We start from the raw sequence: 20,659 nt of genomic DNA, 5'->3' as shown, positions 1-20,659 counted from the left end.
ATGCCCGAGGAGATCATCCGGACCCTGTCGGCCGACGGAGTGCGCTACGGCTACCGCGTCCTGCCGTACGACCGGAGCGGCGGGGCCGTCCCCCGTACCGAACCGACGCTCATTCTCGGCGGCGCGCTCCAGGGCATGTTCGGCTGGCCCCAGATGGACGACCACCTGGGCCCGGCCACCGACGTGGTCACCGCCGACCTGCCCGGCATGGGCGGCGCCGACCCGCTCCCGCCAGGACCCAGCGCCGATCTGCTGCGCCGCGCCGTCCTCGGCATCGCCGACGACCTCGGCGCCCCCCGGCTCAACGTCTTCGGCTTCTCCTACGGCACCGCCATCGCCTTCGGCTTCGCCCAGCACCATCCGGAGCGGGTGGCCCGGCTCGCCCTCGGCGGGGTGCCGGTCCACATCGACGCCGCCCAGGTCGCCTGCTGGGAGCGGGCCCGGCAGCAACTGGCCGCCGGGGACCGCGAGGGCTTCGCCGCCACGGCGGCCGATGCGCTGATGTGCCTCGACCCCGAACGCCCCGTACATCGCCGGGAGTTGGCCCGGCGTTATGTGCGGCGCTCCTTCCTTCACGCGCTCACCCACTCGCCCCACGCGGCGGACTCGCTCCACCGGGCGCTGGCCGACCGGCCCGACTTCACCGGCGGACTCACCGGCGTACCGGCGCTGGTCTTCGCTGGGGAGCACGACACGGTCACCTCGCCCGCGCGGCAGCGGGAGTTCGCCGCGACGATCGAGGGGAGCCGGTTCCTGACGGTCGGGGAGTCCGACCACTGGGTGGTCCTGGAGCGGGCCGAGGAGGTGGCCTCGCTGGTCACCGGGTTCTTCACCGGGCGGGAGCAGCCGGTGGCCGCAACTTCTCGTGCGACCGGTGCTGTTGTGCTGCCGCGCCAGGCCACGGCCCCGGCCGGGCGGACCTGAGCTTCGGTCCGCCGGCCGGGGCCGTGTGCCCCGCGTCCTACCAGGGCCAGAGGCCGCCGACCTTGATCCGCACCACCTGCGGGTCGTGGTCGCTCGCCTGGTCGGCGAACTCGGCGTTGATGTGCACCACGTCGTAGTCGAGGCGGCGGACGCCGGGGCTCGTCAGGATGTGGTCCAGCGTCTGCGAGTTGCCGTCGAAGACATAGCTGTACCGCTCGCCGACGGGCAGGGTGCTGATCAGCGGCTTCAGCGCCTTGCCCTTGGTCAGCGCCTTCATCGTCGGGGAGAACTCGAAGTCGTTGAAGTCCCCGAGCGCGACGACCCGCGCCGACCGGTCCGCCTTCAGCAGTGAGGTGACGAAGGTGTTGACCTCGGCGGCCTGCTGGATCCGCTTCGTCTCCGAGGACCGCGTCGGCTCCTGGTAGCGGCCGTGCAGCGGCTGGTCGCCGCCCTTGGAAGCGAAGTGGTTGCCGATGACGAAGACCGGCTTGCCCCGGAAGACGAACTCGCCCACCAGCGGCTTGCGGCTGTCCGCCCACGCCGGGCTCGCCGGGTTGATCCGGCCCGGGGACGCGGACAGCTTGACGCCCAGCCAGGTGTCGACGGCCCGCACCGGCGTGGTGGCGTCGCCCCCCGGCCGGTCGGTGAAGGAGACCCGCTTCGGGTTGTAGAGGAAGACGTTGCGGATGTTGCCGCCCGGCTCGCCGCCGTCCTTGTTGTTCTCGGGAGCGATGTAGCGCCAGGCGTAGCGCGGCCCGCCCTTCGCGACGACCGCGTCCGTGAACCGCTTCAGCGTCGCCTCGGAGCCCGTCGTGCCGTCGTTCACCGCACCGTTGTCGTCCTGGATCTCCTCCAGCGAGACGATGTCGGGGGAGGACAGGTTGACCGCGACGCCCTCGGCCAGGGTGTCGAACTTGGCCTGGTCGTCGCCCGCGTCGAGGTTCTCCACGTTGTACGTGGCGACCGCCAGCTCGTCCTTCTTCTGCTTGCGGGTCACCTCGCGCCGCAGCTTGTTGTCGACGACCGTGCCCAGCTCGGTGGCCTGCACGTTGTAGCCGCCGTAGCTCGCGTAGTCGAGTACGCCGGTGGTGCGGCCCTTCAGCACGTCGCCCACGTTCGCCGTCGGAACCGGCTGCGCCGGGTCCAGCGACATCACCTTGAGGCGGCCGGTGTTCTGGTCCTCGTACGAGGCGTAGAGCGTGCCGCCGCGCCGGGTCGGGTTCTCCTTCGGCTTGACCGTCACCCAGATCTCGTCGTACGCGGTCGTCGCCCCGGTCACCCGGGTGTCGGCGATCCGGATCCGGGAGCCCTCCAGCGCCTCGTACAGGTCCAGGGCGTACGTGGCCGGGTCCAGCAGGAGCGCGTCGATCGCCCCGCCGTCCGCCGAGGGCACGTAACGGCCGGGCACCGAGCGGGCGTCGAGGACGACCGGGGCGGGCAGCGCGTTGCCGGAGGAGAGCACGGTGACGCGGGGCGCGGTGATCTGGGTGAGCGACTGGGTGCCGGTGCCCGGGTAGTACTCCGCGACCTTGCCGCTGACCAGGACGGAGTCCCCGGCCTTCACGGTCGGTGCGGTGGAGCCCGTGTAGACGAACAGGCCCTCGCCGGTGCGCGGGTCGTTGTCGGGTGCCGTGTCCTGGATCCAGAAGCCGCGCGAGCCGCCGGCCCGGACGCCCGTGACGATGCCCGGGACACCGGTGACCGCCGTGCCCTCCAGCGGGGAGACGCGGGTGGTGCCCTGGATGTCGTGGATCCGGACGTCGCCGGGCTCGGTCGGGCCGGGCTCCTCCGGCGGCTGCCCGCCGCCGGACGTCTCGCCCTTGGTGTTGACCGGGGTGGGCGCGCCCGCGGTGAGGTCGGCGGCGTTGTCGTCGGTGTCGGCGAGCGAGGCGGCGCGCGCGACGGACGCGGTGGCCGAGGCGCCGGGGACCGGGCCGCTGCCCTCCCGGACGACCGCGGAGCCGTACCCGACCAGATCGACGATCCGGGTGTCCGCCGCGCAGTCCGCCGCCGACTTGCAGGTGAGCGGGGCTGTCCCGGAGACCAGGGCGACGGTGCCGCTGCCCGCCGCCATGGCGGCGGTGCCGGTGGCGTCCGCGGTGGGCAGCGCGACCGTGCCGCCGGTGCCCGCGGCCTGCGCGACCAGATAGCGGCCGCCGGGCGCGATCGAGCCGGACAGCTCGGAGACCTGCCACTGCGATCCGGCCGACGGGCTGCCCGGCAGGTACTGGACGCTGAGGCCGCCGACCTCGAACGGCGCCGAGCCGGCGTTGGCCAGCTCGACGAAGTCCCGGGTCAGCGTCGCGCCGGAGTTGCCCCCACCGCCGTACACCTCGGAGATGACGGCGGTGGCCGACGGCGCCGCCTGGGCGGCGGGCAGGGCGGTCACCGCGAGAGCGACGGCGACGGCGCCGGTCAGCAGGACGGAACCGGATCTGTATATCTGCACGGGAGGAGCCCCCAACTGAACTGAGTAGTAGGGGCAAAAGCTATGCGCGTAGAACGGGGCATGACAAGGCATCATCGGTTAATTCCCGGCATCAACCGGATGGAGAGCAGGTCTCCCCGGTCCCGCCCGACGCCCGTACACCCGCTGCGTACGCCCGCCATGCCGCTGCCATACCCCCGCCACGCGCCCGCCACGTGCGGCAACAGGAGGCAACACGCCCTGCTGAGACGGCCGTCCACCATGCGGTCAACAGTTTGACCGGGTTACGCCGATCCGGCTACGTTGCGCGCCATGCAGCGATCCGCACACCTGACGACGCGAGGTCATGTCGACCTGAAGCGCGTGTGCTCCGCGGCGTGTCACCGGGCCTGAACGCACCCCGCCCACCGCGACCGCCACCGGAGCCCTCCCGGTGCGTGTCCGGGCGACCGTTCCACGGGAGAAGCCGCAACCCCGCAGGGTTTTCGGCACCAGGCTCCGTCCGGACGCCTTCCCGCACGGCCCGCTGCCATCGAGGACCTGTGAAGACACCAGTGAAGCGTCCGCCCGTGCCCCACCGCCGCACCACCACCCCTCTGCGCCGCTCGGACATCCCGGCCGCCGGGCCCGCCCGCCGCGTCCCGGGCACCGGCTCCGTGCTGGGCGCGATCCTCGACCACGGGCCCGTCGCCCGTTCCACCGTCGCCCGCCTCACCGGTCTCTCCCCGGCGGCGGTCACCGGCCACGTCGGGCAGCTGCTGGCGCGCGGCCTCGTCCGCGAGGGTGCGGAGACCGCCGGTCCCAAGGGGCTCGGCCGCCCCCACATCCCCGTGGAGATCGACACCGGCCGCTACCTGGTCGCCGGGGCCCATGTCGCCGTCGCGCACTCCACCGTCTCGCTGATGGACCTGCGCGGACGGATCGTCGCCGAGGACCGGCAGCCGCACGCCGTCGGGGCGAGGGGCCCCTACGCCACCGTCCCCGGCGGCTCCCCGCGCGGCCTGGCGACCGGGCCCGCCCTGCTGCGCGACCTGGCCGACCGGCTGCCCCGCCTCGTCGACGCGCACGCCGCAGGACGGACCGTCCTCGCCCTCGGCTTCGCCACCGGCCACCGGGTGGACCCGGCCGCCGGGGTCGTCGTCGAGCATCCGCACCTGGGCTGGCGGGACGTCCCGGTGCGCGAGATCCTCGAAGCCGCCACCGGTCTCCCGGTCCATGTGGACAGCCACTCCCGGGCGTTGGCCCGCGCCGAGCAGCTGTTCGGCGAGACGTCGACCCGGGCCAGTACGGTCCTGCTCTTCGTCGGGGCCGTGGTGGACGCGGCGTTCGCCAGCTCCGGGAGCCTGCACCTGGGCCCCCGCTCCGGCGCGGGCAGCGTGGCCCATCTGCCGCTCGGGTCGGGCGGATCGGGCGGTGCCGAACCCTGTTCGTGCGGCCGTACCGGCTGCCTCCAGTCGGAGGTCTCCGAGCGGGCCATGGTGCGCCGAGCCGCCGAACAGGGCCTGATCGTCGGGTCGTTCACCGAACTGCTCGACGGAGCCCTGGCCGGGGACGAGCGGGCCCTCGGACTCTTCCGTCGCCGGGCCCTGCTCGTCGGCCGGGCCGCGGCCCTGCTGCTGGACATGTTCGACCCGGAGGTCCTCGTGGTCGTCGAGCCGGGAGCCGGCCGCCTGCCGGAGTGCCTGGCGGATCTGCGGGCCGAGGTGGCGCGGCGCTCCTGGGTCTGCGACGACCCGGAACGGGCCGTGGTGCCCAGCAGCTTCACCGGCTCGGTGCTGGCCACGGCAGGTGGTGCGGTGGCGCTCGGCGCGCTCTACACCGACCCGCTGGGGCCCTGGCCCGCGCTGCCCGCCGTCTCCTGAAGCCGTACGCCGGTCCGTACGCCGGACTCGTTTCCCGGCCGGTGCGGAACCCGACTTAATTCAGAACGTTGCATTGTTGACCGGCCCGACAGCCCCACAGGACAATGGATTCATGACCAGCCGACAGCGTATTCAGCAGAGCGTGCCCCGCGCGGCACGCCGCTGTCGCACGGCTGCGCCGGTGAGGAATTTCTCCCGGCCCTGTCGTTGTCGCTCCTGTCCGGGTTCCTGACAGCGCCCCGTCGTATTCCTGACGCCATTTCGTTGCGTTCCTGACGGTCTCCGTAAATCCGTAACAGTCGTAACAGGTGGCAGCGCCATGGTGTCTTCGCGCCTCCGTGCGCCCATTTCCCGTATTCCCCTCCTTCCTTTCCGTCTTTCCGGGAGAGATGTTGACCGTCACCGTGCCCTCCTATGCTCCTGTCCAATCCCCCGCCCATCCCCCTGAGCGTTTCAAGCAGATCTTCCGCCGCTACCCGGCCGGCGTGGTCGTCGTCACCGCCGACTCCGGCCGCGGACCCATCGGGTTCACCGCCACCTCGCTCACCTCGCTGTCCCTGGACCCGCAGCTCGTCTCGTACGGCATCGGCACCGCGACCTCCTCCTGGCCCCATGTCGAGGTGGCGGCCTCCACCGTCGTCAACTTCCTGGGCGCCGACCAGGAAACGCTCGCCCGGACCTTCGCCACCAGCGGAATCGACCGGTTCGCCGCCCCCACCGGCTGGCGCCGGCTGCCCGGGGGCGAGCCGGTGCTCGACGGGGTGGCCGGCTGGCTGCGCCTGGAGACCGAGCAGATCGTGCCCGCCGGCGACCACCGGATCGTCATCGCCCGGGTCACCGCGTCCTGGCTCGACGAGGGCCGCAGCCCGCTGCTGTTCCACGACGGCTCCTACCACTCCCTCTGAACAGACCCAGGAAACGCACCCATGCCTCGTCACCGGTCCAACGACCTTTCCGCGACCACCCGAACCGTGGGCCGCCGGTCCTTTCTCGCTCTCGCCACCGGAACGGTTCTCGGCCTCACCGCCTGCTCCCCGCAGACCAAGAGCGTGGCCAGTTCCGAACCCGCCGGGAAACTTCCCTCGGGGGCACCGCCGCCGGGCACGAAGCTGACCGTCGCGGTCCGCACGACGCGACTCCAGCTCGAACCGGCGGGGCTGAAAAAGGATCTGGCCTTCACCGTCTCCGAATGGCCGAACCTCAGCGCGGGACCCGACATCATCCAGGGATTCCGGGCGCAGTCGATCGACCTCGCCTCCAACGCCGGAATTCCCCCGATCCAGGCCAAGGCCATCGGCGTCGACACGAAGATCGTCGCCGTCCAGGTGCGCCCGCGGCCCATCTACACCTTCGCCACGGCTCCGGGGTCGGACATCGCGTCGGTGGAGGACTTCCGGGGCAAGAAGATCGGCTTCTCGCAGGGCCAGGCCCAGGGCGTCGTCGTCCTGCGCGCCCTGAAGAAGGCCGGGCTGAAGAACAGCGACGTCGAACTCGTCGCCCTGCCCAGCACCCAGTTCCTCACCGCCCTCCAGTCCAAGCAGGTCGACGTGGCGCCGCTGGGCGAGCCGACCCTCACCAAGTACCTCGACCAGTACGGCAAGGACGGTGCCACCGGCGTCACGACCGACGTAGTCGACCTGCTCACCGTGCTGTGGGCCCCGGTGGAGGTCCTCGACGACCCCGCGAAGGCCGCCGCCGTCCGCAGCTTCGTCCCGCTGTGGGCCAAGGGCCTCGTCTGGGCCTGGGAGAACTCCGACGAGTGGATCGACACGTACTACGTGAAGGACCAGGGCGTCTCCGAGGCCGACGGCCGGCGCATCGTCTCCTCCCTCCACCAGCCGCAGTTCCCGGTCAGCTGGGACAAGGCCATCGCCTGGGAGCAGGAGACCGCCGACCTGATGGCCGAAGGCGGCTTCGTGCCGAAGCAGGACGTCGCCGACCTCTTCGACCGCCGCTTCGAGGGCCTGGCCGCCGAGTCCGTACCCGCCAAGTATCGGGAGACGTCATGACCGACCGCTCCGCACCCACCGCGGGAGACGCCATGACCGCCGACCCGTCCGCACCGGCCGCCGCCACGGAGGCGTCATGACCGACCTGCTGCCCACGGCCCGCACCGGCGGCGGGCCCGCCGTCCTCACCAAGAGCGCCGCACCCCCGCAGGACCCGCCCCAGGCCCCCGGCCCCCGGGTCGCCCGGGGCACCCGGCGGCGGCTCGGACCCGGCCGGTCCCTGCCCTTCGGCCGGCTCATCGGCCCCGCCCTGCTCGTCGCCCTGTGGTGGGCGGCCTCCGCCTCCGGCTACCTGGACCCGCGCATCCTGTCCGGGCCCGGGACCGTGATCTCCACCGCGGGGGACCTGGTGGCCACCGGACGGCTCCAGGACAACGTCCTCATCTCCCTCCAGCGCGCGGGACTCGGCCTCTTCTTCGGCGTCGTCAGCGGGGTCGTCCTCGCCGTCGCCGCCGGGCTCAGCCGCACCGGCGAGTACCTCCTCGACGGACCGCTCCAGATCAAGCGCGCCATCCCCTCCCTCGCCATGCTGCCCCTGCTGATCCTCTGGCTCGGCATCGGCGAGGAGATGAAGGTGACCGTCATCGCCCTCGGTGTCGCGGTCAGCATGTACATCAACACCTACGCCTTCCTGACCTCCATCGACAGCCGGTACGTGGAGCTCGCGGAAGGACTCGACCTCGGCCGCGCCCAGTTCATCCGCAAGGTCGTCATCCCCGGCTCGCTGCCCGGCTTCTTCGTCGGCCTCCGCCTCGGCGTCACCTCGTCCTGGGTCGGACTGATCGTCGTCGAGCAGATCAACGCCACCAGCGGTATCGGCTACATGATGTTCCAGGCCCAGCAGTACGCGCAGTCCGACGTGATCATCGTGGGCCTGGTGGCCTACGGGATCTTCGGCTTCGCCTCGGACGCGGGCGTTCGTGCCATCGAGAGGAGGGCCCTGTCATGGCGACGCACCCTGGCGGGCTGATCACGAAGGCCGCGCCCGCGGTCCGGACGCGGCGGCTGGTACGGAAGTTCGGCGACCGGGTCATCCTGAAGGAGCTGGACCTCACCGTGGCACCGGGGGAGTTCACCGCCCTCCTCGGCCGCAGCGGATCGGGCAAGTCCACCCTGCTGCGGGCCGTAGCCCGGCTCGACCACACCGTCGAGGGATCGGGCGAACTCACCGTCCCCGAAAGGGTGTCGCTCTCCTTCCAGGACTCCCGGCTGCTGCCCTGGCTCCGCGTCCTGGACAACGTGACCCTCGGGCTCCGCGGCCCCGGCGCCCGCGAACGCGGCCTCACCGCACTGGAGGAGGTCGGCCTCGCCGGCCGCGACCGCTCCTGGCCGCACGAGCTGTCCGGCGGCGAACAGCAGCGCGCCGCCCTCGCCCGTGCCCTGGTCCGCGAACCCGAACTCCTGCTGGCCGACGAGCCGTTCGGCGCCCTCGACGCGCTGACCCGGATCAAGATGCACGGCCTGCTCCGCGAACTGTACGAGCGCCACCGCCCCGCCGTCCTCCTGGTCACCCATGACGTGGACGAGGCCGTGGAGCTGGCCGACCGGGTCCTCGTCCTGGAGGACGGGCTGATCTCCGTCGACCTCGCCATCGACCTGCCCACCCTGCGCTCGCGCCGCGACGCCCGCTTCCAGGAGTACCGCGACACCCTGCTCACCGCGCTCGGGGTCGCCCAGCCGCCCGCGCCCGCCTGACGCCGGTCCCCACCCCCGTACGCCCGGGAACCCCGCCAGCTCGCCCGGCGCGGGTTCCTACCACCCTCGTACGCCCGGGAACCCCGCCAGGGCTCGCCCGGCGCGGGTTCCCACCCCCGTACGCCCCCGGAACCTCACCCGCCCCTGCCTGGAGACACCCATGCCCGCAGCCAAGACCCGCAAGCAGCTCCACCTCAACGCCTTCCTCATGTCCACCGGCCACCACGAGGCGTCCTGGCGGCTCCCCGAGAGCCCCGCCGAGGCCGGCTCCGACATCGCGCACTACAAGAACCTCGCCCGGATCGCCGAACGCGGCCGCCTCGACTCCCTGTTCCTCGCCGACAGCCCGGTCCTCATGGGCGACCCCGGCCGCCGCCCCGCCGCCAAGCTGGAACCCACCGTCCTGCTCACCGCGCTCGCCGGGGCCACCGAGCGCATCGGGCTCATCGCCACCGCGTCCACCAGCTACAACGAGCCCTACAACCTGGCCCGCAGGTTCGCCTCGCTGGACCATGTCTCCGGCGGCCGGGCCGGCTGGAACATCGTCACCACCGCCGGGGCCGACGCCGCCCGCAACTTCGGCCTGGACGACACCCCGCTGCACCGCGAGCGCTACCGCCGCGCCGCCGAGTTCGTCGAGGTCTCCACCAAACTGTGGGACAGCTGGGCGGACGACGCGGTCGTCGCCGACAAGGAGAAGGGCGTCCACGCGCTCGCCGAACGGGTCAAAGCCATCGACCACCGGGGCGAGTTCTTCCGCGTCGACGGACCCCTCAACGTCCAGCGCCCGCCGCAGGGCCACCCGCTGCTCGTGCAGGCCGGATCCAGCGAGGACGGCAAGGACTTCGCCGCCCGCTACGCCGAAGCCGTCTTCACCGCCCAGCAGACCCTGGAGGAGGGCATCGCCTTCTACAAGGACGTCAAGGCGCGTGCTGTGGCGCTCGGCCGCGACCCCGACACCATCAAGATCCTGCCCGGCATCGTCCCCGTCATCGGCGACACCGAGGCCGAGGCCCGGGAACTCGACGCCGAACTGGACCGCCTCATCGTCCCCGAGTACGCCAAGCGGCAGCTCGCCCTGCGCCTGAGGATCGCCCCGGACGACCTCGACCTCGACGCCGAACTCCCCGAGGACATCCCCACCGAGGACGAGATCGAGGGTGCCAAGAGCCGCTACACGCTCATCGTCGAGCTGGCCCGACGCGAGAAGCTGACGATCCGTCAACTCATCGGCAGGCTCGGCGGCGGACGCGGCCACCGCACCTTCGCCGGCACCGCCGTCCAGGTCGCCGACACCATCGAGCACTGGTACGACAGCGGGGCCGCCGACGGCTTCAACATCATGCCCGCCGTGCTCCCCTCGGGCCTGGAGGTCTTCGTCGACCGCGTGGTCCCGATCCTCCAGGAACGCGGACTGTTCCGCACCGAGTACACCGGCTCCACCCTGCGCGAGCACTACGGCCTGCCGCGCCCCGCCAACCAGCTCTTCGACACGGCCGCCGCCCAGGCCGACCTGGCCACGGCGGGGGCCCGGTGACGGACTGTACGACGCGCGGCGGTGCCGTCCCTCCGTCGCAGGAGGGCGGCACCGCCCACACCCCCGGCCCCGGCTGGGTCCGGCGGCTGTCCGGCTACTGCCTCCGCCACCGCACCGACCTCCTCCTCGCCTTCGGAGCCGCGCTCGTCGCCGCGTTGGCCACCGCCACCCTGCCGCTCGTCCTGCGCCATGTCGTGGACGGCCTCGCCGACGGCACCGGTTCCCTCGTCCCCTGGATCTCCCTGCTCGCCGCCCTCGGCGCCGTCCGCTTCGGTGCGAGCTTCACCCGCCGCTACCGCTCCGGACGGCTCTCCCTCGGCGTGCAGTACGACCTGCGCAACGACGCCTTCGCCGCACTCCTGAGGCTCGGCGGTGCTCAGCAGGACGGCCTGCGCACCGGCCAGGTGGTGAGCCGCTCCATCTCCGACATCACCCTCGTCCAGACCCTGCTGCAGTTCCTGCCGAACCTCACCGGCAACGCCCTGATGTTCCTGTGCTCGCTGGTCTTCATGGCGCTTCTCTCGCCCCTGCTGACCGTCGTCGCCCTCGTCGTCGGCCCGCTGCTCTACCTGATCGCCCTGCGCAGCCGCCGCGACCTCTTCCCCGCCAACTGGCACGCCCAGCAGGAGGCCGCCGAGGTCGCCTCCACCGTCGAGGCGACCGTCACCGGCGTCCGCGTCGTCAAGGGCTTCGGCCAGGAGGACCGCGAACTGGCCGGGCTGGAGGAACGCGCCCGCGGCCTGTTCGCCTCCCGGCTCCGCGTCGTCCGCTTCACCGGCCGCTACAACCCGGCGCTCCAGGCCGTCCCCGCCCTCGGCCAGGTCGCCGTCCTCGCCCTCGGCGGCTGGATGGCCCTGCACGGCCGGATCTCGCTCGGCACGTTCCTCGCCTTCACCACCTACCTCGGCTCTTTCGTCACCCCGGTCCGCCAGGTCGCCACCCTCCTCACGGTCTGGCAGCAGGCCCGTGCCGGAGCCGAACGCGTGCTGGAGGTCGTCGACGAGGCCCCGGCCATCACCGACGCCCCGGACGCCCGCGACCTGCCCGACCGGCCGCCCGCCCTCTCCTGGCAGGACGTCACCTTCCGGCACGGGGAAGGACCGCCGCTCCTCGACGGCTTCACGCTCGACGTCCGGCCCGGCGAGACCCTCGCCCTGATCGGCGCCGCCGGATCCGGCAAGTCGACCGCCGCCGCCCTGCTGCCCCGGTTCTACGACGTACCCTCCGGGACGGTCGCCGTCGACGGCACCGACGTACGGCAGCTCTCCCTCGCCTCGCTGCGCTCCCGGATCGGCTACGTCTTCGAGGAGAGCCTGCTGGTCTCCGACACCGTGCGCGCCAACATCGCCTACGGCGCGCCGGACGCCACCGACGAGCAGATCCGCGCCGCCGCCCGGACCGCCCGCGCCGACGCGTTCCTCGAACGGCTCCCGCAGGGGTACGACACCGTCGTCGGCGAGCAGGGGCTGACCCTCTCCGGCGGCCAGCGCCAGCGCATCGCGCTCGCCCGCGCCCTGGTCGGCGACCCGGCGATCCTGGTCCTCGACGACGCCACCTCGGCCATCGACGCCCGGGTCGAGGCCGAGATTCACGCCGGGCTCCACACGGAGACCCGCCGCCGGACGACCCTGATCGTGGCGCACCGCCGATCCACCCTGGAGCTCGCCGACCGGATCGCCGTGCTGGACGGCGGACGCGTCGCCGACACCGGCACCCTCGACGAACTCCGTTCCCGATCCGCCCTGTTCCGTACGCTGCTGTCCACCGCCGAGCCCACCGCCTCCGAACCCGTGGCGCAGGCCCCGGCGGGCGGGGTGACCGCGGACCTCTGGCTGCGGGACGCGGCGGCGGAGGGCGACACCGACGAGTCCACCGCCGTCCGGGCCGCCCAGGCGCTCGCCGAGGCCGCCGCCACCGCCGGGCCCGGGCGCGGCGGCCCCGGCGGCGGGGTCCTCGGCTCGGCCCCGCCCAGCCCCGAGCTGATCGCCGGCCTCGCCCGCCTCCCGCTGCCCGAGGCCGACCCGAAGGTGCCCACCGCCCAGGCGGTGGCCGCCGACCCGGCCTTCCACCTCGGCACCCTGCTGCGGCCCTTCCGCCTCCCGCTGGCCCTCGGGCTGCTGCTCGTCGCCCTCGACGCCGCCGCGCAGATCGCCGTACCGGTCCTGGTCCGCCACGGGGTGGACCACGGCGTCGCCCGGCAGGCCGGGGGAGTCCTGCTGGCGGCGGCCGCCTGCGCGGGCCTGGTCGTCACGGCGAACTGGCTGATCGGAATCGCCCAGGTCCGCACCACCGGACGCACCGGCGAACGGCTGCTCTACACCCTGCGGGTGAAGACCTTCGCCCAGCTCCAGCGGCTCGGACTCGACTACTACGAGCGGGAGCTCGGCGGCCGGATCATGACCCGGATGACCACGGACGTGGACGCCCTGTCGAACTTCCTCCAGACCGGGCTGATCACCGCCGTCGTCAGCCTGCTCACCGTCCTCGGCGTGCTGGTCGCCCTGCTGGTCATCGACGCGGGCCTCGCCGTCGTCCTGCTCCTCGCCCTCCCGGTCCTGATCGGCGCGACCGCCCTCTTCCGGCACCACTCCGTCCCCGCCTACCGGGAGGCCCGCGAACGCGTCAGCGCGGTCAACGCCTGCCTCCAGGAGAACGTCACCGCCATCCGCGTCACCCAGGCGTTCCGCCGCGAGGAGCGCAACGCCCGCGACTTCGCCCAACTCGCCTGGGGATTCCGGGACTCACGGCTGCGCGCCCAGCGGTACATGGGCACCTTCTTCCCGTTCGTGGAGTTCCTCGGCACCCTGTCCACCGCCGCCGTCCTGGCCGTCGGCGCGGGCCAGGTCCGCTCCGGTGAACTCAGCGCGGGCACCCTGATCGCCTTCCTGCTCTACGTTGAGCTGTTCTTCTCGCCCATCCAGCAGCTCTCGCAGGTCTTCGACGGCTACCAGCAGGCCGTCATCGGCCTCGGCCGTCTCCGCTCCCTGATGCGCACACCGGCCGGCACCCCGCCCGCCGAACAACCCGTAAGGATAAGGAAGTTGCGCGGTGAGGTGGAGTTCGACGAGGTGTCCTTCGGTTACGCGGGCGGCGGCGGGCGCGACGTCCTGCACGGGCTGCGGCTGCGCATCGAGCCCGGCGAGACCGTCGCCCTGGTCGGGGCCACCGGCGCGGGCAAGTCCACCGTCGTCAAACTGCTGGCCCGCTTCTACGACCCGACCGGCGGCACCGTACGCGTCGACGGCCACGATCTCCGGGACGTCGACCTGCCCGCCTTCCGGCGCAGGCTCGGGCTCGTCCCGCAGGAGCCGTACCTCTTCAGCGGGACCGTGCGGGACGCCATCGCCTACGGGCGGCCCGACGCCACCGACGCCGAGGTGGAGGCCGCCGCCCGGGCCGTGGGCGCGCACGACATGATCGCCGGGCTCCGGCTCGGCTACCTCCAGCAGGTGGGGGAGCGGGGCCGGGCCCTGTCCGCCGGACAGCGCCAGCTCCTCGCCCTGGCCCGGGCCGAACTCGTCGACCCGGACATCCTGTTGCTCGACGAGGCCACCGCCTCGCTCGACCTCGCCACGGAACGCCGGGTCGCCGCCGCGACGGACGCCCTGTGCCGTCGCCGTACGACCGTGGTCGTCGCCCACCGGCTGACCACCGCCGCCCGCGCCGACCGGGTGGTCGTCCTGGACGCCGGAACCGTCGTCGAGAGCGGCACCCACACCGAACTCCTCGCGGCCCGGGGCCCGTACCACCGGCTGTGGGAGGCCTTCCGGCAGGCACCGCAGGACCACCCCGCCACCATCAGTGAACTCGTCAAGGAGAGTGCAGGATGACCGAATACCGCAACCTCGGCCGCACCGGCGTCCAGGTCAGCCCCCTCGCACTGGGCACCATGATGTTCGGTGCGCGCGGCAACACCGATCACGACGACGGTGTCCGGATCATCCACCACGCCCTCGACTCCGGCATCAACTTCGTCGACACCGCCGACGTCTACTCGCAGGGCGAGTCCGAGACCATCGTCGGCAAGGCGCTCGCGGGCAGCCGGCGCGACAACGTGGTGCTGGCCACCAAGTTCCACGGGCGACTGGGCGACGACCCCAACGAGTCCGGCAACAGCCGACGTTGGATCATCCGCGAGGTCGAGAACAGCCTGCGACGGCTGGGCACCGACTGGATCGACCTCTACCAGGTCCACCGCCCCGAGCCCGACACCGACTTCGACGAGACCCTCGGCGCGCTCTCCGACCTGGTCCACCAGGGCAAGATCCGCTACATCGGCACCTCCACCTTCGAACCCTCCGCCATCGTCGAGGGCCAGTGGACCGCCGAGCGCCGGGGCCGTGAACGCGTCGTCGCCGAGCAGCCCCCGTACTCGCTGCTGGCCCGGGGCATCGAACGCGAAGTGCTCCCGGTGGCCCAGCGGTACGGGCTCGGCGTGCTCTCCTGGAGCCCGCTCGCGGGCGGCTGGCTGACCGGCCGCTACCGCACGGGCGCCGAGCAGCCGGCCTCCAGCCGCGCCGAGCGCCAGGCCGCCCGGTTCGACATCACCGCGCCGGAGAACGCCGCCAAGCTGGCAGCGGCCGACGCACTCGCGGTCCTCGCCGAGGAGGCCGGGCTCACGCTCGTCCAACTGGCCCTGGCCTTCGTGCTGGAGCACCCGGTCGTCACCTCGGCGATCATCGGGCCGCGCACCTTCGAGCAGTTGGAGAGCCAGCTCGGCGCCGACAAGGTGAGGCTGAGCCGGGACGTCCTCGACCGGATCGACGAGATCGTCCCGCCCGGCGTCAACCTGTCGTCGCGCGACGCCGGTTACGCCCCGGCGGTCCTCACCGACGCCTCCCTGCGCCGCCGTACGGCCTGACGGCGCGGGGAGCGGGCCGGGGTCACTGGCGGATGCGGTCGCGGATCCAGACCCCGGCCTCCTTCAGGACCCCGGTCCCCGCCCACGTGCTGCCGTTGCAGGTGCCGGTCTTGAAGACGGCGCCGGAGCGGTGGTCGTCGGAGTAGTTCCAGTTGGTCCAGGAGATCTTCTTGCGCTTCATCAGGTCGAGGTAGCGCTGCGACATGGTGAAGTCGTTGGCGCCCTCGCCCGCGTAGTTCTGCGTCCCGAACTCCGTGACGAACACGGGCAGCCGGTCGGAGGCCCGGTCGAGGGTGTTCAGGTACTCCTCGCGGTGCGAGGCCGCGTAGAAGTGGAAGGTGTACATGATGTTCGAGGCTTTGACGGGGTTGTTCACGACCTCGGACTCGTTGGAGCCCTCGGACACGCCGAAGGACGACCAGGCGCGCGTGCCGACCAGGACGACCGCGTCCGGGTCCTCGGCCCGGATCACCGGGATGATCTGCTCGGCGTACGACTTGATGGCCGACCAGCTCACCCCCGAGGGCTCGTTGGCGATCTCGTAGAGCACACCCGGGTGGTTCTTGTACTTCTTCGCCATCGCCGTGAAGAAGGTCTTGGCCCGCGCCAGATTCGCGTTCGGATCGCCCGGGGTCAGCATGTGCCAGTCGATCACCGCGTACATGCCGCGCGCGTGCGCCGCGTCGATGAACTTCTGCGCACGGGCGGTGAATCCGGCCGGGTCCGTCTCGTAGCCGCCCTCCTGTACGTAGGTGGAGACGCGCAGCACGTCGGAGCGCCAGTCCTGGGCGAGCGCGTCGAGCGAGCCGCCGGTGACGCACTGGGCGTACCACTGGGTGCCGTGCGTGCTCATGCCGTTGAGCGCGACCGCCTGGCCGGAGGCGTTGCAGAGCTGGCGGCCGCAGACCGAGAGCTGCCCGTTGGCGGCGAGCGGGGTGGCGGCGGTGGGGGCGGCGGGCGCCGGTGCGGCTCCGGCGCGGACGGGAGCCATCAGCGCGGTGACGACACCGAGCGCGGACACGGCGAGCAGAGCCTTGCGGGCCATTCTGCGGCGGCCGGTCGTGACGGTGGGGCCGGTGGGGGGAGTGGGGCGCTGGTGCATGGTGGTGCTCCCTTCGGAGGGGGGTGGGAGGCGCCATGTCGGCAGAACTGAAAGTAAAGCTTCCTTCCAATTGGCGTCAACGGTGGTGGGAAACTTTCCTTCCTATTAACGCGCTTGGCGGAAGAGCCCGTTGGGGGCTCCTCCGCCAAGCGTCCGTCCTGGATGTGCCGGTGTGCCGGTGTGCCTAGGTCCGCTCAGTCCTCCCGCAGCGGATAGACCGCCAGCGAGAACGAGTGCCCCGCCGGATCCCCGTACACCCGCACGTCCCGGGGCCCGCTGTTGCTCTCACCGGTGTCGACGGGCCGGGCGCCGAGCGATATCGCCTCCCGCTCGGCCTCGTCGATGTCCTCCCGCGCCACCAGGATCCGCAGATGCGCCTGCTGCGAGTCCTCCGGACGCGGCCAGCTCGGCGGGGCGTAGCCGTGGTCGCGGCGGATCGCGAGCCGGACGCCGTCGTTGCCGACGATCTCGACGAAGTCGGGGTCGGTGCCGATCCGGGTCTCCGCGCCGAGCAGACCGGCGTAGAACTCGGCCAGCTCCATGGGTTCGGCACAGTCAAGGACGAGGACGCTCGTTTTCTCCACAGTCATGCGGGAACCCCTACCCCCGGCGGACGCCGACACGCCGTGCCGGACCCGTCCCGGAAAACCGGAATCCGGGCCACCGGTGCGGCCGCGTCCCGGATGAGGAAACACCCCACGCGACCTAAGGTGCGAACCATGGCACGGAGCACGGCGCAGCCCGGGCCGACCGGGGGCGACGCCGCCCCGGACGGCCCCGACCCCCGGCGTTGGCAGGCACTCGCCGTCTGCCTGGTCGCGGGCTTCATGACCCTGCTGGACGTCTCCATCGTCAACGTCGCCCTCCCCTCCATCAGGGAAGGGCTGAACACCCCCGAGTCCGACCTCCAATGGGTGCTCTCCGGTTACGCCCTCGCCTTCGGCCTCTTCCTCATCCCGGCCGGACGCCTCGGCGACGCGCGGGGCCGCCGGGCGGTCTTCATGGCGGGACTCGCCCTCTTCACCCTGGCCTCCGCCGCCTGCGGCGCCGCCCAGTCCAGCCTGTGGCTGGTGATCGCCCGTCTGGTGCAGGGCATCGCGGGCGGTCTGATCTCCCCGCAGATCTCCGCCCTGATCCAGCAGATGTTCTCCGGGCGCGAGCGCGGCCGCGCCTTCGGCATGTTCGGCACCGTCGTCGGCATCTCCACGGCCGTCGGCCCGCTGCTCGGCGGACTCCTCATCCAGGCCGCCGGACCCGAGCACGGCTGGCGCTGGGTCTTCTACGTCAACCTCCCGCTCGGCGTCGTCTGCCTCCTGCTCGCCCACCGGCTGCTGCCCGACACCCCCTCCGCGACCCGGGTCCGCCCCCGAGACCTGGACCCGTTCGGCGTGCTGCTCCTGGGCGCCGGGGTACTGGCCCTGCTGCTGCCGTTCGTCCAGGCCCAGCAGTGGCCCGGCAACGCGAAGTGGCTGCTGCTGCTCCTGGCCGCCGCCCTGCTCACGGGGTTCGTCGCCTGGGAGTCGCGGTGCACGGGCGGACGCGTCCAGCCGGTCCTGGACCTGGCGCTGTTCCGGCTGCGCTCCTACTGGCTGGGCTGCCTGCTGATCCTGCTCTACTTCGCCGGGTTCACCTCGATCTTCTTCGTCACGACCCTCTACCTCCAGTCCGGCCTCGGCTACTCCGCCCTCCTCGCCGGACTCGCCATCACCCCCTTCGCCCTCGGCTCCGGCGTCGCCGCGTCCATCGGCGGGCGGCTCGTCGGCCGCTTCGGCCGCCCGCTGGTGGTGGCGGGCCTGGCCATGGTCGCGCTCGGCCTCGCGGGCACCGCCCTCGCCGTCCACCTGGTCCCCGGCCGCGGCGCGGGCTGGGCCATGGCCGCCCCGCTGCTGTTCGCCGGCCTCGGCAGCGGTCTGGTCATCGCCCCGAACCAGACCCTGACGCTGGCGGAGGTCCCCGTCCACCAGGCGGGCAGCGCCGGGGGCACCCTGCAGACCGGCCAGCGGGTCGGCTCCGCGATCGGCATCGCCGCCGTCGGCGCGGTGTTCTTCGCCCAGGTCGGCCCCGACGGCTGGGCCGACGCGTACGACCACGGGCTCATCGTCTCCGTCGCCTTCGTCCTGGCCGCCCTGATCGTGGCGGTGGCCGATGTCGGAGCCGGACGACGGGGCAGACGACGTGACGAACGACAGGACACCGACGCAACGAGGAGCGCGGCATGAGCGACACGACCACGGACGCCACCGGCGACAGCGCCGGGAGCGGCGGCAACGACTCCTACGGCCACAAGCCGTTCAAGCGGTCCAAGAGCCACTTCCCCGACCGGATCACCGCGGACGGCCGCGACGGCTGGCCCGTCGAACCCGGCCGCTACCGGCTCGCCGTCAGCCGGGCCTGCCCCTGGGCGAGCCGCGCCCTGGTCTCCCGGCGGCTCCTCGGCCTGGAGGACGCCCTCTCCCTCGCCGTCGCCGACCCGATCCAGGACGACCGCAGCTGGCGTTTCACCCTCGACCCGGACGGCAAGGACCCCGTCCTCGGCATCCGCCACCTCAGCGAGGCCTACGACGCCCGGGAGCGCGACTACCCCGGCGGTGTCAGCGTGCCCGCGATCGTGGACGTACCGAGCGGGCAGCTCGTCACCAACGACTACCAGCAGATCACCCTCGACCTCGCCACCGAGTGGACCGCCCTGCACCGCCCCGGCGCCCCCGACCTCTACCCCGCACCGCTGCGCGCGGAGATCGACGAGGTGATGGAGGGCATCTACCGGGACATCAACAACGGCGTCTACAAGTGCGGTTTCGCCAGCTCCCAGCAGGAGTACGAGGAGGCGTACGAGGCCCTCTTCGCCCGCCTGGACGAGATCTCCGCCCGCCTCGCCGACCGCCGCTACCTGGTCGGCGACACCATCACCGAGGCCGACATCCGCCTCTTCACCACCCTGGTCCGCTTCGACCCCGTCTACCACGGCCACTTCAAGTGCAACCGGAACAAGCTGACCGAGGACCCCGTCCTGTGGGCGTACGCCCGCGACCTCTACCAGACGCCCGGATTCGGCGACACCGTCGACTTCGACCACATCAAGCGGCACTACTACCAGGTGCACACGGGCATCAACCCGACCGGCATCGTCCCGGCCGGACCCGACCTCTCCGGCTGGACCACCCCGCACCACCGCGAACAGCTCGGCGGCCGCCCCTTCGGCGACGGCACACCCCCGGGCCCGGTACCGGCGGGCGAGCGGGTCACCCCGCTTCCTTCCCGCTGACCGGGCCGCTCAGCGAGGGGCGGCCGGTGGTGGCGCGAGCGTGCCCCTGGCCAGCGGCGTACGGGCCAGGCGCACGCAGCCCGTGGCGATCAGGGCCAGCGCGGCCAGCTCGGGCAGCAGCCACCACCCGGTCCGCAGCTCCTCGTCGAACAGCGTCACCCCGTACAGGATGCTGATCAGCGCGTCCCCCAGCGTCAGCATCGGCTGAACGGCCACCAGACTGCCCGCCTGCAGCGCGTTCTGGAGCAGGAACAGCGCACCCACCCCGGCCGCCGCCGTGGCGTACAGCTGCCAGGACGCCAGCAGCGCGACCACCCCGCCGTCGTCCAGGTTCGCCATCGCGTCCTTCATCAGCGCCGCCGTCAGCGCGTACCCGCAGGCGGCGGCCAGACCCAGCAGCGCCGCCCGGGCGTTGCCCCGGGTGCGGAGCGCGGCGACGATCAGCCCCGCCTCGAACACCCCGGTCACCAGGAGCGCCGGAATCCACGCGAAGTCCTCCACCGTGTCGCGGCCCTCGACCGGGGCGGCCGCCGCCATACCGAGCGCCAGGCCCGCCGTGACCGCCGCGACCCCGGACCAGACGACCGCGTCCGCCCGCACCCGCATCACCAGACCGGCGACCAGCAGCGTCAGCGGCAGCTCGATCACGAAGATCGGCTGGACCACCGCGATCGGCCCGGTGGCCAGCGCGATCGCCTGGCAGACCGCCGCCACGATCACCAGCCCGATCCCCGCCAGCCACACCTTCTGCCGCACCAGACGGGTCATCAGCGACAGCCGCATCGCGTCGCTGTCGGGCACCTCCATCGCCGCCCGGCGCTGGAGCACCGAGGCGGAACCGTTGCTGAGGGCGGTCAGGACGGCGAACAGGACACTGATCACCCGGCCCATCATGGCGGCGGCCCGCCCGGGGCGCGCGGCGCACAGGTCCGGTGGGCGTAACGCACGTACTCCGCGACGTGCGGACCGTAACCGA

15 protein-coding genes are annotated in these 20,659 nt (G+C 72.5%); 11 read left to right on the top strand and 4 right to left on the bottom strand.

Annotation, left to right across the window (positions count from 1 at the left end):
* Entirely contained in the window at positions 1-924 is a 924-nt protein-coding gene (locus tag IE134_RS07650) for an alpha/beta fold hydrolase (RefSeq protein ID WP_030710121.1), read from the top strand.
* 37 nt (positions 925-961) lie between these two features.
* Here IE134_RS07650 and IE134_RS07645 read toward each other — a convergent pair whose 3' ends face one another.
* Entirely contained in the window at positions 962-3,373 is a 2,412-nt protein-coding gene (locus IE134_RS07645) for a DUF8508 domain-containing protein (RefSeq protein ID WP_189429987.1), read from the bottom strand.
* A 533-nt stretch (positions 3,374-3,906) separates the two neighbouring features.
* Here IE134_RS07645 and IE134_RS07640 point away from each other — a divergent pair.
* The 8 genes from IE134_RS07640 (at position 3,907) to IE134_RS07605 (ending at position 15,316) form a co-directional block, all read left to right on the top strand.
* Positions 3,907-5,214 carry an ROK family transcriptional regulator gene (locus IE134_RS07640; protein WP_030710125.1) on the top strand — a complete coding sequence of 436 codons (1,308 nt, stop codon included), beginning with the start codon at positions 3,907-3,909 and terminating at the stop codon, positions 5,212-5,214.
* Positions 5,215-5,603: 389 nt separating this feature from the next.
* On the top strand, positions 5,604-6,119 hold the full coding sequence (locus IE134_RS07635) for a flavin reductase family protein (RefSeq protein WP_098895844.1): 516 nt from the start codon (positions 5,604-5,606) through the stop codon (positions 6,117-6,119).
* 21 nt (positions 6,120-6,140) lie between these two features.
* A complete protein-coding gene (locus IE134_RS07630) occupies positions 6,141-7,223 on the top strand; it encodes an ABC transporter substrate-binding protein (RefSeq protein ID WP_030710129.1) in 1,083 nt (360 codons plus the stop codon).
* Between the two features lie 76 nt (positions 7,224-7,299).
* Positions 7,300-8,193 carry an ABC transporter permease gene (locus IE134_RS07625; RefSeq protein ID WP_030710131.1) on the top strand — a complete coding sequence of 298 codons (894 nt, stop codon included), beginning with the start codon at positions 7,300-7,302 and terminating at the stop codon, positions 8,191-8,193.
* Positions 8,169-8,918, top strand: coding sequence for an ABC transporter ATP-binding protein (locus IE134_RS07620; protein WP_189429985.1), 750 nt, complete (start codon positions 8,169-8,171; stop codon positions 8,916-8,918). Before IE134_RS07625 ends, IE134_RS07620 begins: the two co-directional genes overlap by 25 nt.
* A 160-nt stretch (positions 8,919-9,078) precedes the next feature.
* Complete coding sequence (locus IE134_RS07615; RefSeq protein WP_030710136.1) at positions 9,079-10,455, top strand: LLM class flavin-dependent oxidoreductase; 1,377 nt, start codon at positions 9,079-9,081, stop codon at positions 10,453-10,455.
* Positions 10,452-14,285: an ABC transporter ATP-binding protein gene (locus tag IE134_RS07610; RefSeq protein ID WP_189429983.1), complete on the top strand. Its 3,834-nt coding sequence runs from the start codon at positions 10,452-10,454 to the stop codon at positions 14,283-14,285. The genes IE134_RS07615 and IE134_RS07610 overlap by 4 nt, the downstream gene beginning before the upstream one ends.
* Positions 14,282-15,316, top strand: coding sequence for an aldo/keto reductase (locus IE134_RS07605; protein ID WP_030710141.1), 1,035 nt, complete (start codon positions 14,282-14,284; stop codon positions 15,314-15,316). Before IE134_RS07610 ends, IE134_RS07605 begins: the two co-directional genes overlap by 4 nt.
* Positions 15,317-15,338: 22 nt before the next feature.
* Here the strand turns inward: IE134_RS07605 and IE134_RS07600 are convergent, their stop codons facing one another.
* Both IE134_RS07600 and IE134_RS07595 read right to left on the bottom strand, forming a co-directional pair.
* Entirely contained in the window at positions 15,339-16,418 is a 1,080-nt protein-coding gene (locus IE134_RS07600; protein ID WP_189429980.1) for a glycoside hydrolase family 5 protein, read from the bottom strand.
* A gap of 194 nt (positions 16,419-16,612) precedes the next feature.
* Positions 16,613-17,008: a VOC family protein gene (locus tag IE134_RS07595; protein WP_029182718.1), complete on the bottom strand. Its 396-nt coding sequence runs from the start codon at positions 17,006-17,008 to the stop codon at positions 16,613-16,615.
* A 129-nt stretch (positions 17,009-17,137) separates the two neighbouring features.
* On the opposite strand from IE134_RS07595, the gene IE134_RS07590 reads away from it, so the two are divergent.
* Both IE134_RS07590 and IE134_RS07585 read left to right on the top strand, forming a co-directional pair.
* Positions 17,138-18,637, top strand: coding sequence for an MFS transporter (locus IE134_RS07590; protein ID WP_030710146.1), 1,500 nt, complete (start codon positions 17,138-17,140; stop codon positions 18,635-18,637).
* Entirely contained in the window at positions 18,634-19,683 is a 1,050-nt protein-coding gene (locus IE134_RS07585; RefSeq protein ID WP_189429978.1) for a glutathione S-transferase family protein, read from the top strand. Before IE134_RS07590 ends, IE134_RS07585 begins: the two co-directional genes overlap by 4 nt.
* Positions 19,684-19,692: 9 nt before the next feature.
* Here the strand turns inward: IE134_RS07585 and IE134_RS07580 are convergent, their stop codons facing one another.
* Positions 19,693-20,565, bottom strand: a complete 873-nt coding sequence (locus IE134_RS07580) for a DMT family transporter (protein WP_229823419.1) — start codon at positions 20,563-20,565, stop codon at positions 19,693-19,695.
* Positions 20,566-20,659 lie beyond the last annotated feature (94 nt).

Origin of the sequence: Streptomyces rubiginosohelvolus (assembly GCF_014649875.1) — a bacterium.
Lineage (GTDB): Bacteria > Actinomycetota > Actinomycetes > Streptomycetales > Streptomycetaceae > Streptomyces > Streptomyces rubiginosohelvolus.
The sequence above is the reverse complement of the archived record's forward strand: the minus strand, read 5'-3'. Positions and strand labels throughout refer to the sequence as shown.

What these genes read in the sequence shown, in the direction of transcription:
- IE134_RS07615 (WP_030710136.1), top strand. Translation starts at nt 9,079, where the DNA reads ATGCCCGCAGCCAAGACCCGCAAGCAGCTCCACCTCAACGCCTTCCTC.
- IE134_RS07585 (WP_189429978.1), top strand. Translation starts at nt 18,634, where the DNA reads ATGAGCGACACGACCACGGACGCCACCGGCGACAGCGCCGGGAGCGGC.
- IE134_RS07590 (WP_030710146.1), top strand. Translation starts at nt 17,138, where the DNA reads ATGGCACGGAGCACGGCGCAGCCCGGGCCGACCGGGGGCGACGCCGCC.
- IE134_RS07635 (WP_098895844.1), top strand. Translation starts at nt 5,604, where the DNA reads ATGTTGACCGTCACCGTGCCCTCCTATGCTCCTGTCCAATCCCCCGCC.
- IE134_RS07625 (WP_030710131.1), top strand. Translation starts at nt 7,300, where the DNA reads ATGACCGACCTGCTGCCCACGGCCCGCACCGGCGGCGGGCCCGCCGTC.
- IE134_RS07630 (WP_030710129.1), top strand. Translation starts at nt 6,141, where the DNA reads ATGCCTCGTCACCGGTCCAACGACCTTTCCGCGACCACCCGAACCGTG.
- IE134_RS07605 (WP_030710141.1), top strand. Translation starts at nt 14,282, where the DNA reads ATGACCGAATACCGCAACCTCGGCCGCACCGGCGTCCAGGTCAGCCCC.
- IE134_RS07600 (WP_189429980.1), bottom strand. Translation starts at nt 16,418, where the DNA reads ATGCACCAGCGCCCCACTCCCCCCACCGGCCCCACCGTCACGACCGGC.
- IE134_RS07620 (WP_189429985.1), top strand. Translation starts at nt 8,169, where the DNA reads ATGGCGACGCACCCTGGCGGGCTGATCACGAAGGCCGCGCCCGCGGTC.
- IE134_RS07650 (WP_030710121.1), top strand. Translation starts at nt 1, where the DNA reads ATGCCCGAGGAGATCATCCGGACCCTGTCGGCCGACGGAGTGCGCTAC.
- IE134_RS07595 (WP_029182718.1), bottom strand. Translation starts at nt 17,008, where the DNA reads ATGACTGTGGAGAAAACGAGCGTCCTCGTCCTTGACTGTGCCGAACCC.